General features: G+C 68.8%; 17 protein-coding genes. 13 read left to right on the forward strand and 4 right to left on the reverse strand.

Annotated elements, in window-relative coordinates; all coding sequences use genetic code 11:
• Window positions 1-76 precede the first annotated feature (76 nt).
• The 7 genes from M2317_RS12950 (at window position 77) to M2317_RS12980 (ending at window position 5372) form a co-directional block, all read left to right on the forward strand.
• Window positions 77-775, forward strand: a complete 699-nt coding sequence (locus M2317_RS12950) for a hypothetical protein (protein WP_429460780.1) — start codon at window positions 77-79, stop codon at window positions 773-775.
• 1 nt (window position 776) lies between these two features.
• Complete coding sequence (locus tag M2317_RS12955) at window positions 777-1505, forward strand: hypothetical protein (protein ID WP_429460782.1); 729 nt, start codon at window positions 777-779, stop codon at window positions 1503-1505.
• Between the two features lie 14 nt (window positions 1506-1519).
• Complete coding sequence (locus M2317_RS12960; protein ID WP_429460784.1) at window positions 1520-2149, forward strand: hypothetical protein; 630 nt, start codon at window positions 1520-1522, stop codon at window positions 2147-2149.
• A gap of 127 nt (window positions 2150-2276) precedes the next feature.
• Window positions 2277-3116, forward strand: coding sequence for a hypothetical protein (locus tag M2317_RS12965; protein ID WP_429460786.1), 840 nt, complete (start codon window positions 2277-2279; stop codon window positions 3114-3116).
• A 74-nt stretch (window positions 3117-3190) separates the two neighbouring features.
• Window positions 3191-3907 (forward strand): hypothetical protein, encoded by a 717-nt coding sequence (locus M2317_RS12970; protein WP_429460788.1) that lies wholly within the window; start codon window positions 3191-3193, stop codon window positions 3905-3907.
• A gap of 3 nt (window positions 3908-3910) precedes the next feature.
• On the forward strand, window positions 3911-4546 hold the full coding sequence (locus M2317_RS12975) for a hypothetical protein (protein ID WP_429460790.1): 636 nt from the start codon (window positions 3911-3913) through the stop codon (window positions 4544-4546).
• Between the two features lie 106 nt (window positions 4547-4652).
• Window positions 4653-5372, forward strand: a complete 720-nt coding sequence (locus M2317_RS12980; protein WP_429461155.1) for a hypothetical protein — start codon at window positions 4653-4655, stop codon at window positions 5370-5372.
• Window positions 5373-5380: 8 nt separating this feature from the next.
• Here M2317_RS12980 and M2317_RS12985 read toward each other — a convergent pair whose 3' ends face one another.
• Window positions 5381-5851: a recombinase family protein gene (locus M2317_RS12985; RefSeq protein WP_429460792.1), complete on the reverse strand. Its 471-nt coding sequence runs from the start codon at window positions 5849-5851 to the stop codon at window positions 5381-5383.
• 43 nt (window positions 5852-5894) lie between these two features.
• Complete coding sequence (locus M2317_RS12990) at window positions 5895-6884, reverse strand: malate dehydrogenase (RefSeq protein WP_429460793.1); 990 nt, start codon at window positions 6882-6884, stop codon at window positions 5895-5897.
• Between the two features lie 35 nt (window positions 6885-6919).
• Here M2317_RS12990 and ypfJ point away from each other — a divergent pair, with 35 nt between their 5' ends.
• Window positions 6920-7807 carry a KPN_02809 family neutral zinc metallopeptidase gene (gene ypfJ / locus M2317_RS12995; protein WP_429460795.1) on the forward strand — a complete coding sequence of 296 codons (888 nt, stop codon included), beginning with the start codon at window positions 6920-6922 and terminating at the stop codon, window positions 7805-7807.
• A gap of 55 nt (window positions 7808-7862) precedes the next feature.
• Window positions 7863-8828 carry a prolyl aminopeptidase gene (gene pip, locus M2317_RS13000; RefSeq protein ID WP_429461156.1) on the forward strand — a complete coding sequence of 322 codons (966 nt, stop codon included), beginning with the start codon at window positions 7863-7865 and terminating at the stop codon, window positions 8826-8828.
• A gap of 72 nt (window positions 8829-8900) precedes the next feature.
• On the opposite strand, the gene M2317_RS13005 is transcribed toward pip, so the two are convergent.
• Together M2317_RS13005 and M2317_RS13010 are read right to left on the reverse strand one after the other, a co-directional pair.
• Window positions 8901-10667 carry an aldehyde dehydrogenase family protein gene (locus tag M2317_RS13005; protein ID WP_429460798.1) on the reverse strand — a complete coding sequence of 589 codons (1767 nt, stop codon included), beginning with the start codon at window positions 10665-10667 and terminating at the stop codon, window positions 8901-8903.
• A gap of 59 nt (window positions 10668-10726) precedes the next feature.
• Window positions 10727-10990 carry a glutaredoxin family protein gene (locus M2317_RS13010; RefSeq protein WP_429460799.1) on the reverse strand — a complete coding sequence of 88 codons (264 nt, stop codon included), beginning with the start codon at window positions 10988-10990 and terminating at the stop codon, window positions 10727-10729.
• Window positions 10991-11071: 81 nt separating this feature from the next.
• On the opposite strand from M2317_RS13010, the gene M2317_RS13015 reads away from it, so the two are divergent.
• The 4 genes from M2317_RS13015 to M2317_RS13030 all read left to right on the forward strand — a co-directional run bounded on the left by M2317_RS13015 (window position 11072) and on the right by M2317_RS13030 (window position 19626).
• Window positions 11072-11479 (forward strand): SIP domain-containing protein, encoded by a 408-nt coding sequence (locus tag M2317_RS13015; protein WP_429460800.1) that lies wholly within the window; start codon window positions 11072-11074, stop codon window positions 11477-11479.
• Between the two features lie 58 nt (window positions 11480-11537).
• Window positions 11538-12758 (forward strand): glycosyltransferase, encoded by a 1221-nt coding sequence (locus M2317_RS13020; RefSeq protein WP_429460802.1) that lies wholly within the window; start codon window positions 11538-11540, stop codon window positions 12756-12758.
• Window positions 12759-13949, forward strand: coding sequence for an L-2-hydroxyglutarate oxidase (lhgO, locus tag M2317_RS13025; RefSeq protein WP_429460804.1), 1191 nt, complete (start codon window positions 12759-12761; stop codon window positions 13947-13949).
• Between the two features lie 223 nt (window positions 13950-14172).
• Window positions 14173-19626, forward strand: coding sequence for a DUF4082 domain-containing protein (locus M2317_RS13030; protein ID WP_429460806.1), 5454 nt, complete (start codon window positions 14173-14175; stop codon window positions 19624-19626).
• The last annotated feature ends 19 nt before the right edge of the window (window positions 19627-19645 follow it).

Genomic DNA, 19645 nt, shown 5'->3' on the forward strand with positions numbered 1-19645 from the left:
ACATGGGTTGTTCTCCCCATCGCGGCGGCTCGGCGCCTGCCCGTAGAGTTCTCGAGGAGGTTTGCACCGTATGGGAATGATGTTGCCGAATGAGCTCATCTGGGTGATGGAGAAGCTCGGGTTCGAGTGGCCGGACATCGATGAGGACGAACTGCGCCGTGGCGCAGGTATCGTCGGCGTCTTCCGCGACGAGCTGGAGACGAAGATCCAGGTGATGGATCGCAAGGTCAACGGGGACCTCGCAGCGGCGATGCGCGGGCAGGCGGGTCCGGCGTACGTCGGTGCCTGGAACGCGAACCGCTCCCAGAATCTGCAGGGGCTCATCGATCTGCTCGGGCCCGTGCCGCCGGCGATGGACATCGCGGCGGACGCCGTGTTCGCGCTGAAGATGAAGGTCATCGTCGACGTGACGACGACGATGATCGCGCTGGTGGGCATGCTGACCAACCCGGTCACCGCTCTCGGCGCAGGCCCGATGGTGCTGTTGAAGAAGAAGCTGCTCAACGCGGTGGTCGACATCGCGATCGAGCAGCTGCTGAACCAATTGCTGCCCATGGCGATCGAGCCTCTGGCCGAGCAGCTCCCAGGCATGATCATGGCGGCGCTGGACTCCCCGATCGTCGAGGCCGTCGCGGGTGACCCCGACGAGTTCTACGCGGACCTGCAAGCGCTGGAGCAGGCCGAGGGCGAGATGGAGCAGCACGCCTCGGACGTCGATTCGCTCACGGATCGGCTGATGTCCGATCTGGCCGGCCTGAACATCACGGGAGACTGACATGGGCAAATTCGGTGACGACGCGATCCGGCCCCTGCTGCGATCGCTGGACGATATGCCCGTGCACATCAAGCAACTGGCCGAGATGTTCCGCAAGCACGGCGCCGCTTCGAAACGGAACACGAGCGAGGTCCAGAATCTGGACTCCGCCGACGTCACGCACCCGCTTCAGGGCGGGTGGAAGACGGACGGCAAATGGGAGCCGAATGAGGTGGTCGCCTGGGGGAAGGGGGATCGACCGAATCCTTCCGAGTACCTCGACAAGGACTACATCGACAACCACCTCGATCAGTTCGCGAACGGGGCGACGCACTTCTACAAGAAGGACTCGTTGGACGGGTACGGCCCCGGCAACAACATGGCCGCCGATGGGAGCAACACGACGTACGTGTTCCCGACCGATCAGCTGCAGGCGCTGATGAACCAGGTGGACAGTCCCGAAGACCTGGGAGAGGCACTGGGGCTCGGGCGCAATTTCTTCGCCGGTGGCGACATCGTGATGCGCGACTTCGGCCCCCACGAACTAGACGGACTCCGAATGCCGTCGGGCAACGAGGGCGGCACCGACCCGGACAAGTGGATCCCGGGCGGTTACCTGCCCAGTGGCATTCCTGAAGCCGTGATCGACATCCCCGACTTCGCCAAGGGAACGAACAACGGCGAGTTCTACCCGGGCGACTCGTACAACCCCGGTGAGTGGCCCGGTTCGTCTCGGCCGTTCAGCTTTTGAGGCGGTGACCGCGCGTGAACCTTGATCGAGATGTCTCCCGGGGCGATGAGGCAGCATTCGGACCGGCGTCCGTCGTTGCCGGAGCCATTCTGCCCTACGAAGGCCGTTCGCGGGTCCGGCGGGCTGATGGCCCGTGGGAGGACGCGCTGAGCATCGCCGAAGACGGCTGGCTTCCTCCGAGCGTCCCGGTTCTCGTGCGCGGTGACGCGCGGATCCTGCCACTCGCGTGGCTGGGCGATCCGCAGAGCGGAAGCAGAGGCGTCACGGCAGAGGAGATCGCCGAGTTCGCGACCCAGATGGAGGGCTCCGGCTATTACTGGGCTCGGAGCGGATCCACGCTCGCCGAACTCGATGAGCATCGAGGTGACAGCATCGCTTCGTACGCGCGTGCTCTCGGCCAGGCCGCGGCGACGAAGGCGACGTTCTGGACGGTCTCGACGACGGTGGGGATCGGGCTGGTCCGCGCCGGCGACGAGGAAACCGGAACAGCGTCGCTGGCGCTGCACATCGTGCCCGCGAGCTGGGTGTCCGAGACTCGGGCGACCAAGCCCGTGCGAGGCATCGACATAGGGTGGTCGTGGTCGGAGGTCGTGGACCTTCACAAGGCTCGGGTCGGCGACGAGGCATCTGGCGTCGCGGGGTGAACCCACGGGATCTGTCGTGGTCAAGGGCGGACGTCGTCGCGCTCGCCGAATGGGGCGCAGCCGGTAGCCTGGCAGAGCACAAGACGGAAGGTCGGGGATCGTGACGAGCGCGTTCGGGAATGTCGGAGTGAGCGAGACCGCTCGCGTGTACGGGGCGAGCGAGCTCGGCGTGCTGTCGATCACGGCACCGGGTGAGGCGCACCCTCGCGTGGAGTACGTCGGCGGTGAGATCTTCGTCGGCCTGACCGCGGCCGTCACCGGCGCTGCGGTCACGCAGGGCGAGTCGCAGGCGTGGTCCCGACCGTTCGGCGACGCCGTCGCCGCGGCGATCGCCTCGGCCGGCCTTCTCCCGGATGCCGTCGACGGCGTGATCCTCATCACGGACGAGTCGCTCGCAGCGGCCGTGCTGGTGGAACCGGCTCGGTTGGCGACAGTGTCCTTGGCGAGCGATCCGGTGGTGTTCGTGCTGTCGCGTGACCGCCTGGCGATCGTCGGAGCGGATGACGAAGCGGCGGTCGGGCGGGTGCTGGACCTCGCGGAGGAGCTGTTCGATGCGGAGGGGTCGTTGGTGTCTGCGCATCCGATCATCCTGACCGAGGACGGATGGGCGCCGTTCGGATGGTTCGAGAAGTTCCCCGCGCTGGAACTGCGGATCCAGCGCGCCCTGCGTCTGTTCAGTGTTCGCGCGTACGAGGCGCAGACGGCGGCGCTGCAACGTCCCGACGTGCGTTACATCGATCCGAAGATCCGGGTCCTCGACAGCGGTGCGACCACGACCTTCGCGGCATGGCCGAAGGGCACGGCCTCGCTGCTCCCCGTCGTGGACAACGTGATCGTCGCCGACCCGTCCGGTGCGCTCAGCGTCGCCACGATGGATCAGTTCCTCGACGCCGGCGGCGACGCGATCATCCGCACCGGCCTGTCGCCCGCACGCTACTTCGTGCCTGGCGAGCCTCCCCGCGACTGAGAATCTCGCCCGCGTCCATGGGTTGATCTCCCCATCGCGGCATCCCCGGTCGATGGTTAGCGTCGAATGCGGAGGTGACCGCCGTGGGAATGATGCTGCCGAACGAACTCATCTGGATCATGGACAAGATGGGTCTGGAGTGGCCCGACATCGACGAGGACGAGGTGCGCAAGGCCGCCGTGCTCGTGCGGGGATACCGCGACGACATGGAGACGCTCGTCCAGACCGCTGACCGTCGCATCAATGGCGAGATCGCGGCCGCGATGCGCGGCCAGACCGGCGTGGCGCATGTGACGGCGTGGAATCGGAACCGCTCCGAGAACGTGCAGCAGCTGCTCGACGTGCTGGGTCCCGCCGCCGTCGGCATCGACATCGCCGCCGAGATCGTTCTCGCGCTGAAGGTCAAGGTCATCGCCGAGGTCACCCTCACCCTCATCCAGCTGGTCCCGCTGCTGGCCGCCGGTCCGTTCGGTGCAGGCGGTGCCGCGCTGCTGATCCTGGCACGCAAGAAGCTCTTCTCGATGCTCATGGAGGCGACGCTCGAGAAGGTCATCGGCGAAGTGCTGCCGCTCGCGGTCGAGCCGCTCGTGGACCAGGTCCCCGGCCTCGCGATGGCGCTGCTGGATTCCCCAGTGGTCGAGGACAACATCGGCGACGTGGACGAGTTCTTCGCCGACCTGGAGGCACTCGATCAGGCCGCCGATGACATGGATGCCCACGCCGCCGACGTCGAGGACCTCACAGACCGCCTGCTCGCCGACCTCGCCAACCTGCAGATCTCGGGAGACTGACCCATGTCGATGAAGAAGGTCATGCGCGACATCATGGATGCCGTCGACGGCGCCGGACACGAGTTCAAGAAGGGCTTCTCGGGAGCGTTCCGCAAACGAGGCGGCAAGCACCGGGCGGATGCCGACGCCATCCGCGGCGTGGATCGCAGCAACGCGAACCACGTGCCGAAGCACCGCGCGGACAAGCCGACGTCGCACGCCAAGAAGTACGACATGCTCGAGGACGTCACCCGCGGACGGGAGTACCAGCTGTCCGGGAAGACGCCGCGCCATCGTGATCCCGATTACGACCCGGCGCGCGACCTCGGCGGAGCGGTGGGGCAAGCGGTCCGCGAGACCCCCGGCGAGATCTGGGACGAGGTCAAGGGCATCCCGAAGAAAGCCGGGAAGCAGGCGGTCGAGGAGCTCTACGAGGACGCGATCGGGCAGGACAGCCCGGACAAGTACGGCAGGACGGGCCAGGGGGATTCACGCTTCCTCGCGCCGGCGAGCGAAGCGGCCGTGCTGGACGGCATGAGCAACGCCGAGATCGCGGCCCGCTTCGGATTGCCGGCCGGCTCGCTCGATGACGCGAGCGTGAAGGTCACGCAGATCCCCGGCTCGCGGTTCGTCAGCGTGGAGATCGACGTCCCCGCGTGAACACCCCACGCGTGGCAGGATAGGTGCCGAGGGGGCTCACGTGACTGAACTGACACCTGCATCGGAGACCGATCCGCTCGACCGTCCGGCGGATGATCGGCAGCCGGTGCCGTTGCGTCTGGAGTTCGCCGGCGAGTGGCATGACATTCCCGCCGATCGATCGTTCATCATCGGTCGCGAGGGCGATCTCGACATCGACGACAACCCGTATCTGCATCGCCACTTCCTCGAACTCCAGCACCGGCACGGGCTGTGGTGGCTCGCGAACATCGGGGTGCGCCTGGCGGCTACCGTCTCCAGCGCGGGCGGCGCGGTGCAGTCCTGGCTCTCGCCCGGTGCGCGGATGCCGCTCGTCTTCGAACGCAGCGTGATCGTGTTCACCGCCGGGCCGGTGACCTACGAGCTCAACCTGCACACCGAGCAGGCGCCGTACGAGGTCTCCCGGCAGGTCGAGGCGTCGATGAGCGGAGAGACGACGGTGATGCCCGCGCGCTTCACGCCCCTGCAGAAGCAGCTCATCCTCTCGCTCGCCGAGCCGATGCTGCGCCGCGAGGGCGTCAGCATGAACGAGCTCCCGTCATCGAGCGCGGCGGCGAAGCGCCTCGGCTGGACGATCAGCAAGTTCAACCGCAAGCTCGACAACGTGTGCGACAAGCTGGACCGGATGGGCGTGCAGGGTCTGCGCGGCGGCCCTGGGAAGCTGGCGTCGAACCGTCGCGCCCGCCTGGTCGAGTACGCCGTGACGAGTCAGGTCGTCACGCGAGCCGATCTACCGCTGCTCGACGACGAGTCCCTTCGCAACCAGGCGGACGCCGACGGCGACTGATCCGGCGGTCAGCGCATCGCGTCGGCGAGGTGACGGGAGTCCTGGCTGAGCACCTTCACCATGATCCCGCGCTGACGCAGTTCGGCGACCGTGCGGGTCTCTTCGTCCCGGTCGCGGCCGAGGGCGTGCACGTTCGCGACGACGAGGACATCGCCCTTGTTCAGCGTCGAGATGAAGCGGGCCAGCCGGTCGCTCCAGCTCTCCAGGATCTCCGGAGCCGGATGCCGGAACCCTTCGATCGGGACGCCGAAACGGGTCAGCTCTTCGCGCTGCGTCACCACGGAGGGCATCCCGTCACGGGCCACGACGAGGCCAACCAGGCGTGATCCGCTCGGACGCGCGTGCCACCAGTCGTGGTTCTGCTGCAGTTCGGTGAAGCACTTCGGGCATTCGGCCGCCGCGTGCGGAAGATGCACCGGACTCGTCAGTGCACCGCCGATGTGCATGGCACCCGTCGTCAGGTCTGTCGTCTCGCGCATCAGTGCACCTCCGCGTTCCATTCTGCCCTGCCGGCGGTCGTCCTCACACCAATCCGAGGGCGCGGACCGCCTCCCGCTCGTCGGCGAGCTCCGCGACGGATGCCGAGATGCGCGCCTGCGCCCAGGCATCCGGTTCCACCCCTTCCACGATCTGCCATGCGCCGTCGACGGAGCGCACCGGGAACGAGCAGATCAGCCCCTCGGGCACGCCGTACTCGCCGTGCGAGACGACGCCGGCACTGGTCCAGTCGTCGGTGCCGCGCACCCAGTCCCGCACGTGGTCGATCGTCGCGTTGGCCGCCGAAGCCACGGAGGACGAACCGCGCACCTCGATGATCTCGGCCCCGCGCTTCGCGACCCGCGGGATGAACGTCGACTCCAGCCACGCCGTCACGTCGCCGACCCGTTCGGCCAGGGCGTCGGATGCCGATCGGCCATCGACCGTGGCGTGCGAGACATCGGGGAACTGGGTCGCGGAGTGGTTGCCCCAGATCGGCACACGGCGTACGGACGACACCGGCGCATCGAGAGCGATGGCGAGCTGCGCCCGCGCACGGTTCTCGTCCAGCCGGGTCAGGGCCGAGAACTGTTCGGCCGGCACGCCCTCCGCGGATGCCGCGGCGATCAGCGCATTCGTGTTCGCCGGGTTGCCGACGACGGTGACGCGTACTCCCGGCGCCGCGTTCTCGGCGATCGCCGCCCCCTGCGGACCGAAGATGCTCCCGTTCGCCGCGAGCAGGTCGCCGCGCTCCATCCCCGGCCCGCGCGGACGGGCGCCCACCAGGAGGGCGAGGTCGCAGCCCGCGAAGGCGGTGGCCGCGGCATCCGTCACCTCGACATCCTCGAGCAGCCCGAACGCGCCGTCCTGCAGCTCCAGCGCCGCACCCTCGGCGGACTTCAGTCCCTGCGGGATCTCGAGCAGCCGCAGCCGCACCTTCTCGTCCGGTCCGAGCAGGTCTCCGGCGGCGATGCGGAACAGCAGGGCGTAGCCGATCTGCCCGCCCGCACCCGTGATGGTGATCGTGGTGGTCATGCCCCGAGACTACGCCGCGCGCTACCCTCGTTTCCATGACGTTCAACCCCGACGCCGACATCTCCGGTCACCGCACCCGGCGCCGCGGCCGCACCGCGGCGATCGCCGGCGGAGGAGCCGTCGGCCTCGGCGCGATCGCCGTGCTCGTGGTCAGCCTGCTCTCCGGCGGCGAGATCGACCTGTCGCCGTTCCTCGGCGGCGGAACAGGCGATCAGGGCTCGTCCTCGTCGGAGGGGACGCTGGACGAATGCGACACGGGTGCCGACGCCAACGCGAAGGTCGAGTGCCGGATCGCCGGCTCTCAGGTCGCTCTCGACGAGTACTGGGCCGAGAACGTGAACGGCTACACCGAGCCGGGCATGATCGTCGTGGACGGTCAGACATCGACGGCATGCGGCACGGCATCCAACGCCGTCGGACCCTTCTACTGCCCGGCGGACGTCACCGTCTACATCGACCCGACCTTCTTCGACCTCATGCAGCAGCAGTTCGGCGCCTCCGCCGGTGACCTCGCCCAGTTGTACATCATCGGGCACGAGTGGGGCCACCACATCCAGAACATCACCGGTGTCATGACGAAGCACCCGGACAACGGCACGGGCCCGGCGAGCAACGGCGTGCGCACCGAGCTGCAGGCCGACTGCTACGCCGGCGCGTGGATCGGGGACATGACCGAGGCGACGGATGCCGACGGCGACCCGTACCTGGAGGCGCCCACCGAGACCCAGCTCAAGGATGCGCTGAATGCCGCACTCGTCGTCGGCGACGACCACATCCAGGAGATGTCCGGCTTCTCGAATCCCGAGTCGTTCACGCACGGCTCCAGCGAACAGCGCCAGTTCTGGTTCGCGAACGGCTACCAGAACGGTCTCGGAGTCTGCGACACGTTCGCCGTGCCGGACAGCCAGCTCGAAGCCGGGTGATCCTCGCGGTAGCGTGAAACGCAGTGGCAAGTACGAGACCGGGGGGTCGAAGACGATGAACCTGGATGCGCTGTATCCACCCATCGAGCCGTATGACAGCGGCATGCTGATCGTCGGCGACGGCCAGCGGATCGCGTGGGAGGTCAGCGGCAACCCCGCGGGCAAGCCCGTCGTCTTCCTGCACGGCGGACCTGGTGGCGGCACCGCCCCGTGGCATCGCCGGTTCTTCGACCCGGAGAAGTACCGCATCGTGCTGTTCGACCAGCGCGGCTGCGGCCGCAGCACTCCGCATGCGAGCACCCCGGGTGTCGACATGCGGTTCAACACCACGGCGCACCTCATCGCCGACATCGAGCTGCTGCGCAAGAACCTCGGGATCGAGAAGTGGCAGGTGTTCGGCGGATCGTGGGGCAGCGCGCTCGCGCTCGCGTACGCGCAGACGCATCCGGATGCCGTGACCGAACTGATCCTCCGCGGCATCTTCACGCTGCGCCGCGCCGAACGGGAATGGTTCTACGAGGGCGGGGCGGCGGCGCTGTTCCCGGATCTCTGGGAGGACTACATCGCGCCGATCCCGGTGCTCGAACGCAACCGGATGATCGACGCGTACCACCGCAAGCTCACCGATCCCGATCCGGCGGTGCACGTTCCGGCCGCGGTCGCCTGGAGCACGTGGGAGGCGTCGACCATCACGCTGCGGCCGGATGCCGACACGGTGGATCGCATGACGGACCCGGATGCCGCGGTCGCGTTCGCCCGGATCGAGAATCACTTCTTCGTGAACCGCGGGTGGTTCGCCGAGGGGCAGCTGATCGCCGGCGTCGACGCGATCCGGCACATCCCCGCCGTCATCGTGCAGGGGCGCTACGACGTGTGCACGCCGATGATGACCGCGTGGGACCTGCACAGGGCGTGGCCCGAGGCCGAGTTCGTGATCGTGGAGGACGCCGGGCACGCGGCATCCGAACCGGGCATCCAGCGCGCGCTCCGCGACGCGACGGATCTCTTCGCTGATGACTGACGCGGTGCTCCGCTCCGCACCAGCCCGCGCCATATGGACGGGGTGGGGTGCCTTTCAGGCGGTGGGTGCGGGTCAGGCGCGCAGCGCCTGCAGCAGGGTCTTGAGCAGGACGGGGACGCTGCCGGTCGCACGGAAGCGCGTCAGACCCTCGGAGACCTGAGATCCGGTGCGGGCCGTGACGAACCACGGCGGCTTCGGCAGGATCGTGAAGCGGCCGCCGCCGTTGGCCCCGGGCAGTGACCGGGGGAACGGGCGGAACGGACCGCGGACGATCGAGCGCTCGACATGGTCGAGCAGCAGCGCGTTGTGCACGACGCCGATGCCGCTGCCGACGTCCTGGATCGTTCCGCCGGGGAACGCGCCCCAGGTGAGCGTCGGGGTGATGAACCCGAACGCGGTCCAGGCATTGACGGCGATCGATCCGTAGTGCAGCGCCGTGAGGGCGCGTTCGAATCCGGCACCGAGCGCGCGTTCGGTCGCCGGGTCGATGAGCAGGTTGGCGCCGAGCGTGCCCTGCAGTCTGTCGTTCGCGTGCTGCACCGCGGCATCCAGGAATTCCTGGCCGGTGCCCGGGAACTCCACGACGCCGAGCACCGGGGCGAAGTACTCCGTCGTCTCGAGCGCTTCCGCGTCGCCGGTCGAGCCGATCTCGACGAGCAGCCGGTCGCCGAGGGCGAAGGCATCCGGATAGTCCGTGCCGGCCCGGGCCATGCGCGCGTCCGCCCCCGGGTACCAGACGGGCCGCTCCTGCGCCTTGGCGTACGCGTGCCGCAGCGCGATCAGGAACTGTTCGCGTTGCGCCCAGTCGCGCGACACGATCACGACCTGACCCGCGATGCAGTTGTGTCCGCTGTTCTGCAGGCGCATGGTCGCGATGTGCTCGGCCTGGAATGCGAGGTCGGCATCCGTCCACTCGCCGGGTACGACGATGATGGGTGAGACCCCGCCGAGCTCGGCGGTGATGGGCTTCTTCAGCAGCGGGCGGTCCTCGCGGCGGCGTCTGCCCGCGGCGCTGGATCCTGACGCTTCGGCAGGCTCAGCGGTCGAAGGGCCCCAGACGATCGAGTCGAACGTCGCGGCCGATCCGGTGATGTGCACGTGCTCGAGGTCCTGGTGGGCCGTGAGGTAGCCGCCGACGGCAGGGCCGCCGCGTACGATCCGCAGGAAACCGGGCTCGATGAGCGGAGCCAGCGCGTGCTCGAAGACCGGCACGAGCGCGTCCTGCGTCGGGTTGACCTTGAGCAGGGAGACGCGGTTGTGCGCCAGCAGTTCGTACAGCACGTCCAGCACGGGGATGGAGGAGACGTTGCCCGCGCCGAGCACGAGTCCGACGCCGCCGCGCTCGTGCGGAGTCCGCTGTCCGAGTCCGGCGCTCGCGCGCACCTGGCGCGGGGTGATGTCCGGTTCGAGCCACACCTCGCCGGTGAATCCGGACAGCAGCAGTTTGTCGGTGCCGGTCAGCGGGAACGCGTGCACGCGGGTGCGCCCGCCAGGGGCGCGGTCGACGCGCACGCCATCGAGGGGATTGCGTCCGTCCGCGATGCGCGAGAGCGTCTCGACGTACGCGTCCAGGGCGCCGAGCGTGCTGTACGGGCCGCTCAGCCATTCCTCGCCGCGGAGCGGGTGGCCGCCCGTGAGCCCCTTGGAATCGGCCGCGGTGTTCGCCCACTCGTCGGCGGAGGCCGCGACGGCTGCCCGCACGGCACGCAGCAGTGTTGCGCGCTGCGCCACGGACAGATGCGACCAGGTGCGTGCGCCGTCGGCGAGGTCGGAGATCGCGGCGTCGAGTGCTTCGCGTTCGTCCTGGTCGAGCTCGGCCGTCTGCATCGTCGAAGCCATCGGCGCCTCCCCTGTTGCGGTGGTCTCAGCCTAGGCGTCGGCGAGGTGCCGGCGCGCGGTCAGATCAGTGCGAGTTCGCGCAGCTTCGACTCGACGTCCGCGTTCGACGGCTCGACGTGGTGCGAAGCATCCGGGTAGACGACGACGGGAATGTTCGTGCGCCCGGAGATCTCCTTGGCGACGTCGGCCGCGGACGGATCGGCGACGAGGTCGACGTACGTGTAGCCGATGCCGAGCTCATCGAGCTGCTTCTTGGTGCGGATGCAGTCGCGGCACCAGTCGGCGCCGAACAGGGTGATCGAGTCAGCTGCGGGAGTGGTCATCGTTCCAGGATATGACGCTCCAGCTGGGTGAGGGCCGATACGCTCTTGCCAAGTTAGGGCACCCTTACTTAGAGTCGAAGGGTGACTTCTGCATGCGAGCATCTGGACGACCCGGACTGGGAGAACCTCGAGGGCGCCGTGCTGATCGCGGGGGACGTCCACGACGTCGCAGGCATCCGCGGCATCTGTGCACGGCTGCCGTGGGACGCGCACGGCGTCGTCATGATCGAGGCGGTCGCGCGTGTTCAACAGCGGTACATCGACGTACCGGAGGGCGTCTCGGTGCGCTGGCTGCTGCGCGGCGAGGACCTCACGGCGCGTGCACGAGGCGAGCGGCTCGCGACCGCCGTGCACGCCTGGTGCGTCGAGTGGACCTGCAGCGACGAACCAGCGGCGGAGTGGACGCTCTGGCTCGGGCCGCACACGTCGCCTCGGGTCGCTCAGATGGCGCGCAGCCTGCTCGGTGTGAACGCTCCGCCGGAGGCATGAGCGCCTTCCCCTTACCGTGACGACTCCGGCGCGCGAACGCATAGCCGGACGTGACACGATGGATGCCGACATCAGGCGTCCAGGGGAGGGGGGACACGTGGCACTCGACGTCACCGTGATCGTCCCGACCTTCAACGAACGGGACAACATCGCAGAACTCGTCGCCCGCGTCGGCGCGGCCCTCGACGGACGTCGCGCCGAGATCCTCGTCGTCGATGACAGCGCCGACGGGACGGCGGCCGAGGTCGAACGGGTCGCGGCCTCCGCGGCACTGCCCGTGCGCGTCATCCACCGTCAGCAGAACACGGGCGGCCTCGGCGGCGCTGTCGTGCTCGGACTGTCGGAGGCCGAGGCTGACATCTGCGTCGTCCTGGACGGCGACCTCCAGCATCCGCCCGAGCTCATCCCGGCGATGCTCGACCGGCATGCGGAAGGGGATGCCGACGTCGTGGCGGCGTCGCGTTACATCGGCGGAGGGGATTCGCAGGGCCTCGGCACCGCCGTGCGCTTCGGCGTCTCGCGCGCCGCGACCTGGCTGACGAAGGCGATGTTCCCCCGGCGGCTCGCGCGCAGCACCGACCCGATGACCGGGTTCTTCCTGGTGGACCGCCGGCGCATCGACGTCGCCGATCTCAAGCCGCAGGGGTTCAAGATCCTGCTCGAGATCCTCGCCCGATCGGACGTGCGCATCGCCGAGGTGCCGATGGAGTTCGCCGAACGCCGGCACGGCACATCCAAGGCCAGCCTGCGCCAGGGGGCGACCTTCGTCGCGCACCTGACCCGCCTGCGATTCGGCAAGATGTCCCTGTTCGCGATCATCGGTCTGCTCGGTGCCGTCGCGAACCTCGCGATCATGTGGGCCCTGACCTCGCTGGGGATGCCGTACATCTGGGCGGCGATCATCGGCGCCGAGGTCACGATCATCGGCAACTTCATGCTGCAGGAGCGCTTCGTCTTCGCCGACATGCGCTCGGACGCGCGGGGGATCGGGATGCGGTTCGCGGCGTCGTTCGCGTTCAACAACGTCGAGGCCGCGCTGCGCATCCCGATCATGGCGCTCATGGTGGAGTCCTGGCACATCTCCAGCGTGCTCGCGACCGCCATCTCGCTCGTGGTCGCGTTCGTCGCGCGGTTCCTGTTCCATTCGCTGGTCGTCTACGCGCCGCGGGGCCGGAAGACGGATGCCGGCGAGACCGTGGCCGAGCCGAAGCCGGATACAGCGACGTTGCGGATCATCCGGGCGATCGATGCCGAGGCGATGAAGCCGGGGGAGCTGTAGATGCTTCCCAACGTCGTCCTCGGAGGCGGGATCGTGGGTCTCGCCACGGCGCGAGCCATGCTCCGCCGCGAACCGGATCGACCGCTCGTGATCCTGGAGAAGGAGCAGCGCGTCGCCGTTCACCAGACCGGACGCAACTCCGGTGTGATCCACTCGGGGCTGTACTACGCACCCGGTTCGCTCAAGGCCGACTTCGCGATCCGCGGCGGCCGGATGATGCGCGAGTTCTGCGATGAGTCCGGCATCGCCTACGACGTGCCGGGCAAGCTCGTCGTCGCAACGCGCGAACAGGAGCTGCCGCGGCTCGAGGCGCTGCGGACCAGGGGCCTCGCGAACGGCGTGCCCGTGCGTGATCCTGAACCGGGCGAGCTCGCCGAGCGGGAACCGCATCTGCGTGTCCTCAAGGCGCTGGTGGTCGACTCGACCGGTCGTGTGGACTACGGCGACGTGTCACGGGCCCTGCAGGCCGGCATCGAGGATGCCGGGGGTGAGATGCGCTTCGGCGTCGCGGTGGAAGCCGTGCGGGAAGGACCGCGGGGCCAGTTGCGCGTGGACGCCGGGGACGGGTCGGTCGCGGCTCACAGAGTCGCGGTGTGCGCTGGTCTGCACGCCGACCGCGTAGCGCGGCGATCCGGTCTGGACGTCGACGTGCGCATCGTCCCGTTCCGCGGCGAGTACAGCGAACTGCGCGCCGATCGAGCCCATCTTGTGAAAGGTCTGGTCTATCCGGTTCCCGACCCCGACCTTCCTTTCCTCGGGGTGCATCTCACCCGTGGGATCGACGGCAGCGTCCATGTCGGGCCCAACGCGGTGCCGGCGCTGGCCAGAGAGGGATACTCCTGGTCCGCGATCTCGCTGCGCGACACCGCCGACTCACTGGCGTTCAGCGGCACCTGGCGGCTGGGAGCCGGATACGCGCTCGTCGGCCTGAAGGAGATCGTCCGCTCGCTGTCGGGGCGTGCCCTCCTGCGCGCGGCGCAGACCATGGTGCCCGATCTGCGGCCAGGGGATCTGAGACGATCCGGATCGGGCGTTCGGGCTCAGGCCGTGGGGCGTGACGGACGGATGCTCGACGACTTCTTCTTCCTGCGTTCCGGCCGCACGCTGCACGTGCTGAACGCGCCCTCGCCGGCAGCGACGGCGTCCCTGCTCATCGGCGAGCACATCGCGGATCAGCTGCTCGCCGACTGACGCGCTCCGGTCGGCGTCGTGCCCGGATCGCCGCTGTCACGGACATGGTGAGAAATCCGCTCTCGTCACAGGCGCGCGGTTTGGCTATACTGCGGATGGGGAGTCACCGCGCCTGGGGAGGCGCGAGACATCATCGTCGGTCGTCCGACACGATTGTCATCTGGGGAAGAACATGGGGAATACAGCCATCAGTGCTGTCGGTGGGGGCCGTTCGTCACGCTCGATGCGCCGGCGCATCGTCGCATTCGCAGCCCTCGCGCCATTGGTCGCTGCGGTGCTCGTCTGGGCGGCTCCGGAGCCTGCGGATGCCGCGAGCGAATGCGGCGCCGACATCAACCCGATCGTCTGCGAGAACGAGAAGCCGGGCACCGACCCGGAGATCTGGGACATCGACGGCGCCGGGGATCCGAGCATCCAGGGGTTCGCGACCGACATCAGCGTGAACGCCGGATCGCGTGTCGACTTCAAGATCGACACGGACGCCGCCGATTACACCATCGACATCTACCGCACCGGCTGGTACCAGGGACTGGGTGCGCGCCTGATCGACGCGGTGGAGCCCTCCGTCGCGCTCCCGCAGATCCAGCCGGAGTGCATCTCCGACGTCACCACCGAACTGTACGACTGCGGCACGTGGGGTGTCTCGGCATCCTGGGCCGTGCCGGAGAACGCCGTCTCCGGTGTCTACGTCGCTCTGCTGACCCGCGCCGATGACGGCGGATCGAGTCACATCATCTTCATCGTGCGCGACGACGGCAGCACCTCGGACGTCGTGTTCCAGACCTCGGACCCGACCTGGCACGCCTACAACACCTACGGCGGATCCGACTTCTACCAGGGCGCGGCGAACGGCCGCGCCTACAAGATCAGCTACAACCGGCCCTTCGCGACGCGCGATCACGTGGAAGGCCGCGACTTCTACTTCGCCAGCGAATACGCGACGGTGCGCTTCCTCGAGCGCAACGGGTACGACGTGAGCTACATCGCCGGAGTCGACACCGACCGACGCGGCGAGGAGCTGCTGAACCACCGCGCGTTCCTCTCGGTGGGGCATGACGAGTACTGGTCGGGAGCGCAGCGTGCCAACATCGAAGCCGCTCGCGACGCCGGAGTCGGCCTGCAGTTCCTGACCGGGAACGAGGGGTATTGGCGCACCAGGTACGAGAACTCGGTCGACGGCGCGGACACGCCTTATCGGACTCTCGTCTCCTACAAGGAGACCTGGGGGAACGCCAAGATCGACCCGGCAGCGGAATGGACCGGAACCTGGCGCGATCCGCGGTTCGCCGATGCCTCGACGGGTGGGCACCTGCCGGAGAACGCGCTCATCGGGACGATGTACATGGTCAACGACGATGATCTGGCCGTGACGGTGTCCGACCAGGAAGGCAGGCTGCGGCTGTGGCGCGGCACATCGCTGGCATCTCTGCCATCGGGCACGAGCGTCGAGCTCGCGCCGCACACGATCGGCTACGAGTCCAACGAGGACATCGACAACGGCTTCCGCCCCGCCGGACTCATCCGCCTGTCGACCACGACCGGCCCGACGCCGCAGTACCTCACGGACTACGGCAACATCGTGGTGCCCGGTACCACGGAGCACCACCTCACGCTGTACAAGGCCGCCAGCGGTGCGCTCGTCTTCTCCGCGGCCAGCGTGCAGTGGGGATGGGGCCTCGACGAGACGCATGACGGCGACGGGGCGCCCGCCGATCCGCGGATGCAGCAGGCCCAGGTGAACCTGCTCGCCGACATGGGCGCGCAACCCGGCACGCTGATGACCGGGTTGGTGGCGGCGACGAAGTCCACCGACGTCACCGCGCCGACCACGACCATCACCTCGCCTGCCGAGGGGGCGACGGTCGCAGGCGGCACGAGTATCACGGTGACGGGCACGGCATCGGATGCCGCCGGACGGGTCGCGGGCGTCGAGGTCTCGCTCGACGGAGGCCAGCGCTGGCACCCGGCCCAGGGCACGACCCAGTGGTCGTACACCGGACGGCAGCAGGGGCATGGCACGGTGCAGATCGTGGCGCGCGCGATCGACGACAGCGGCAACTTTGCGAACGACGGCACGACGAGAGCGGTCACCGTCGTCGGGCCGTACTCCGCCTTCGGCGACGCGACGCCGGTGACGGCGTCGGCCGAGGATGCGCAATCGGTCGAACTCGGCCTGCGCTTCACTCCTGACACGGACGGCTATGTCGCCGGGGTGCGGTTCTTCAAGGGCGCGGCCAACACGGGTTCGCATCGCGGCTCGCTGTGGGACCCGTCCGGCGGGCTGCTGGGCACCGTGCAGTTCGTGAACGAGACGGCGACGGGGTGGCAGACCGCGCAGTTCACGGCGCCGATCGCTGTGATCGCCGGTCAGACGTACACCGTGTCGTACACCGCTCCGAACGGCGGATACGCGGTGACGGAACGGTACTGGCCGTACACGACGTCGTCTTCTCCCGTCGCGGTGACGTCCGGCGTCGGCGCCTCGGCACCGGGTGTGTACGGCGAACCAGGGGCATTCCCCGCTTCGGCGTGGGGTGAGGCGAACTACTTCGTCGACGTGCTGTTCACTAAGTCCGACACATCGCCGTTGCGGATCTCCGCGCGGACGCCGGGGGCCGGCGCGTCCAGCGTCGCCCTGGACACGGCGGTCACGGCCCGGTTCACCCGTGCCGCAGATCCGGAGACGGTTTCGCTGACCGTCACGGATCCCGATGGCGCGGCGGTGACGGGAACGTCGTCGTACGACCCGCAGACGCGCACGGCGAGGTTCGCACCGGCTCAGCCGTGGCAGCCGCTCACCTCGTACACGGTGACGCCGGAGGCATCCGATCCGGCCGGGGTGGGGTTGGAGAGCGATGCGGCGTGGACCTTCAGGACGCAGGACGTCGAGCTGCCCGAGGGGCAGTGCCCGTGCAGCCTGTTCCCGCAGAGCCGTGTCCCGAGCATCGCCGCCGACGCCGACCGCGACCTCGTGACGGTCGGCGTGCGATTCACCGTCGAGCAGAGCGGACGCATCACGGCCCTCAGGTACTACCGCGGAGCCGGCAACCTCGGCACGCACACCGGTACGTTGTGGGATGCCGCAGGCAACGCCCTCTCGACCGTGACGTTCGAGAACGAATCGACCTCCGGGTGGCAGGTCGCTCAGCTCGGCACACCGATCGCTGTCGAACCGGGACAGACGTACGTGGCGTCGTACGTCGCACCGAACGGCGGATACGCGGTCACTCCAGGTGCCTTCGCCTCCGCGTACTCACGCGGTCCGCTCGCGGTGCCGGCAGATGGCGCGGTGTTCACGTACTCGCAGGGGTTCCCGACGAGGACGTCGACCACCGACTACGGCGTCGATGTGGTCTTCGAACCGAGCAGCGCCGTGCCGGCCGTGCTGTCGACCAGCCCGGCGAATGCGGAGGGGGAGGTCGCGCCCACCGCTCCGGCATCCGTGACGTTCGATGCCGCCATCCAGGGCGACTTCTCCGGCACTGCGACCGCCGGAGGACAGGCGGTCGCGGGCGGGTGGTCGCTGAGCGCCGACGGTCGGACCGCGACGTTCTCGCCGACCGCGGACTATCCGGCCGGTACGGTCGTGAGCGTGCGGCTCACCGGGATCCGTGCCGCGGCGGACGGTCAGCAGACCCCGGATGTCGAATGGTGGTTCCAGGTCGCAGGCTCCGGCGACGCCGTGACCCTGCTCGGCAGCAGCACTCCAGCGGCGACCGAGACCTCCGACACCGCTTCGGTGGAACTCGGCATGGCGTTCACGGCTTCCGTGCCCGGTGATGTGACGGCCATCCGGTTCTTCAAGGCGGCCGGCAACGCGGGCGCGCACGTGGGGTCGCTGTGGAATGCGAACGGCGATCGACTCGCGCAGGTGAACTTCCAGAACGAGACGGCATCGGGATGGCAGCGGGCCGAATTGAGCACGCCGGTGACGCTGACGCCCGGAGCGGTCTACACGGTGTCGTATCTGGCGCCCGTGGGCGGCTACTCGTTCACCTCAGCGGGATTCGCCTCCGCGATCAGCCGCGGGCCGCTCACCGCAGTGGCCGGAGACAACGGCCGTTACCGATACGGCAGCGGCGGAACCGCGCCGACGAGCAGCTGGAACTCCACGAACTACTTCGTGGACATCGAGTTCCTCCCCGGCGAGCCCGCGCTCGCGGTCGCCTCGCGGGCGCCCGCGTCCGGAGCGACCGGTGTCGCTGCGGGCGTGGCCATCACCGCGACGCTGAACCGCCCGCCGGCCGGTGAGGACGTCTCGATGACACTGACGGGGCCGGGAGGATCGGTGGCCGGTACCGTCTGGATCGACCCTCAGGGCGGCGTCGTCACCTTCACTCCGGCAGCCCCGCTCGCGCTGTCCTCGGCGTACACGGCGGTCGTGACAGTGAACGGTGCAGCGCTCGACTCCTGGATCTTCCAGACGGCCGAGCCCGCATACGAGGACGTGCAGACGCTGTTCGGAGACGAGACGCCGGCGGTCGCCGCCGCGGTCGACGAGGATCCGGTCGAGGTCGGAACGGCATTCACCGTCGCGAGGGCCGGTGACGCGGTCGCCATCCGCTTCTACAAGGGAGAATCCAACGCGGGGCCGCATCGCGTTACCCTCTGGTCCGGCGAGGGGGACATCCTCGCGCAGGCGGACGTCGTCGGCGAGACCGCCTCCGGATGGCAGCGGATGCCGCTCACCACGCCCGTCGCACTGGAACCGGGTGAGACCTATGTCGTGTCCTACCTGACCAGGACCGGGTACGCCGTCACATCGGAGTACTTCGCATCGGCCAAGGTCGTCGGTGACATCACGGCGCCGAGCGGCGCCAACGGCCGGTTCGTCTACGGTGCGGCGGGTGGGTATCCGACGTCGAGCTGGAACTCCACGGCTTATTTCGTGGATGCCGAGATCGACTTCGGCGCGACGCCGCCGGCGGCGCGGACCCCCGAGCTCGCGCCGACGCCCGGGCCCACTGAGCCCGAGGTGACACCGGAGCCGACGTCTGACCCGAGCCCGGCACCTGTGCCGTCTCCGAGCCCGACTCCGAGCCCGACTCCGAGCCCGACTCCGACTCCGGCCCCTGCTCCGACTCCGTCCTCGGCACCCGAGCCGAGCCCGACGACCGAGCCGGGTCCGTCACCCGAGCAGGATCCGTCACCGGAGCCGGCCCCGGCGCCCGACGCGAGCCGGACGATCGAGCCGGCTCCGGCTCCGGCGACCGACGCGCTGACGATGTTCGGAGACGCCGTGCCGCAGCATCCTGTCTGGGACGATCCGGATGCCGTACAGGTGGGGACGCGGTTCTCGGTCGACGTGGCCGGCCTCGCCGAAGGCGTGCGCTTCTACAAGGGCGAGGGAGCCACCGGTGCGCACACCGGCTACCTGTGGAGCGGTGACGGACAGCAGCTCGCCGAGGTCGAATTCACGGCGGAGACGGCGGACGGCTGGCAAAACGCGCTCTTCTCGGAACCGGTGGCACTGCAGCCCGGCGTCGAGTACCGAGTGGGATTGTTCGCATCCTCTGGCCGCTACGCGGTCGATGTCGGTACTCTGACAGCGGAGGCGGCGACGGGGCCGTTCACCATACCCGCAGGAGGGGGCGCCTTCGTGTACTCGCGCGACTTCCCTGCGTTCACGTCCGATCACAGTTTCTGGGTCGACGTGCTGTTCACCGCCGCCGGCTGAGCCGGCTGCGACGTATCTA

The sequence above is a fragment of the Microbacterium sp. ZKA21 genome, from assembly GCF_050434165.1.
Lineage (GTDB): Bacteria > Actinomycetota > Actinomycetes > Actinomycetales > Microbacteriaceae > Microbacterium.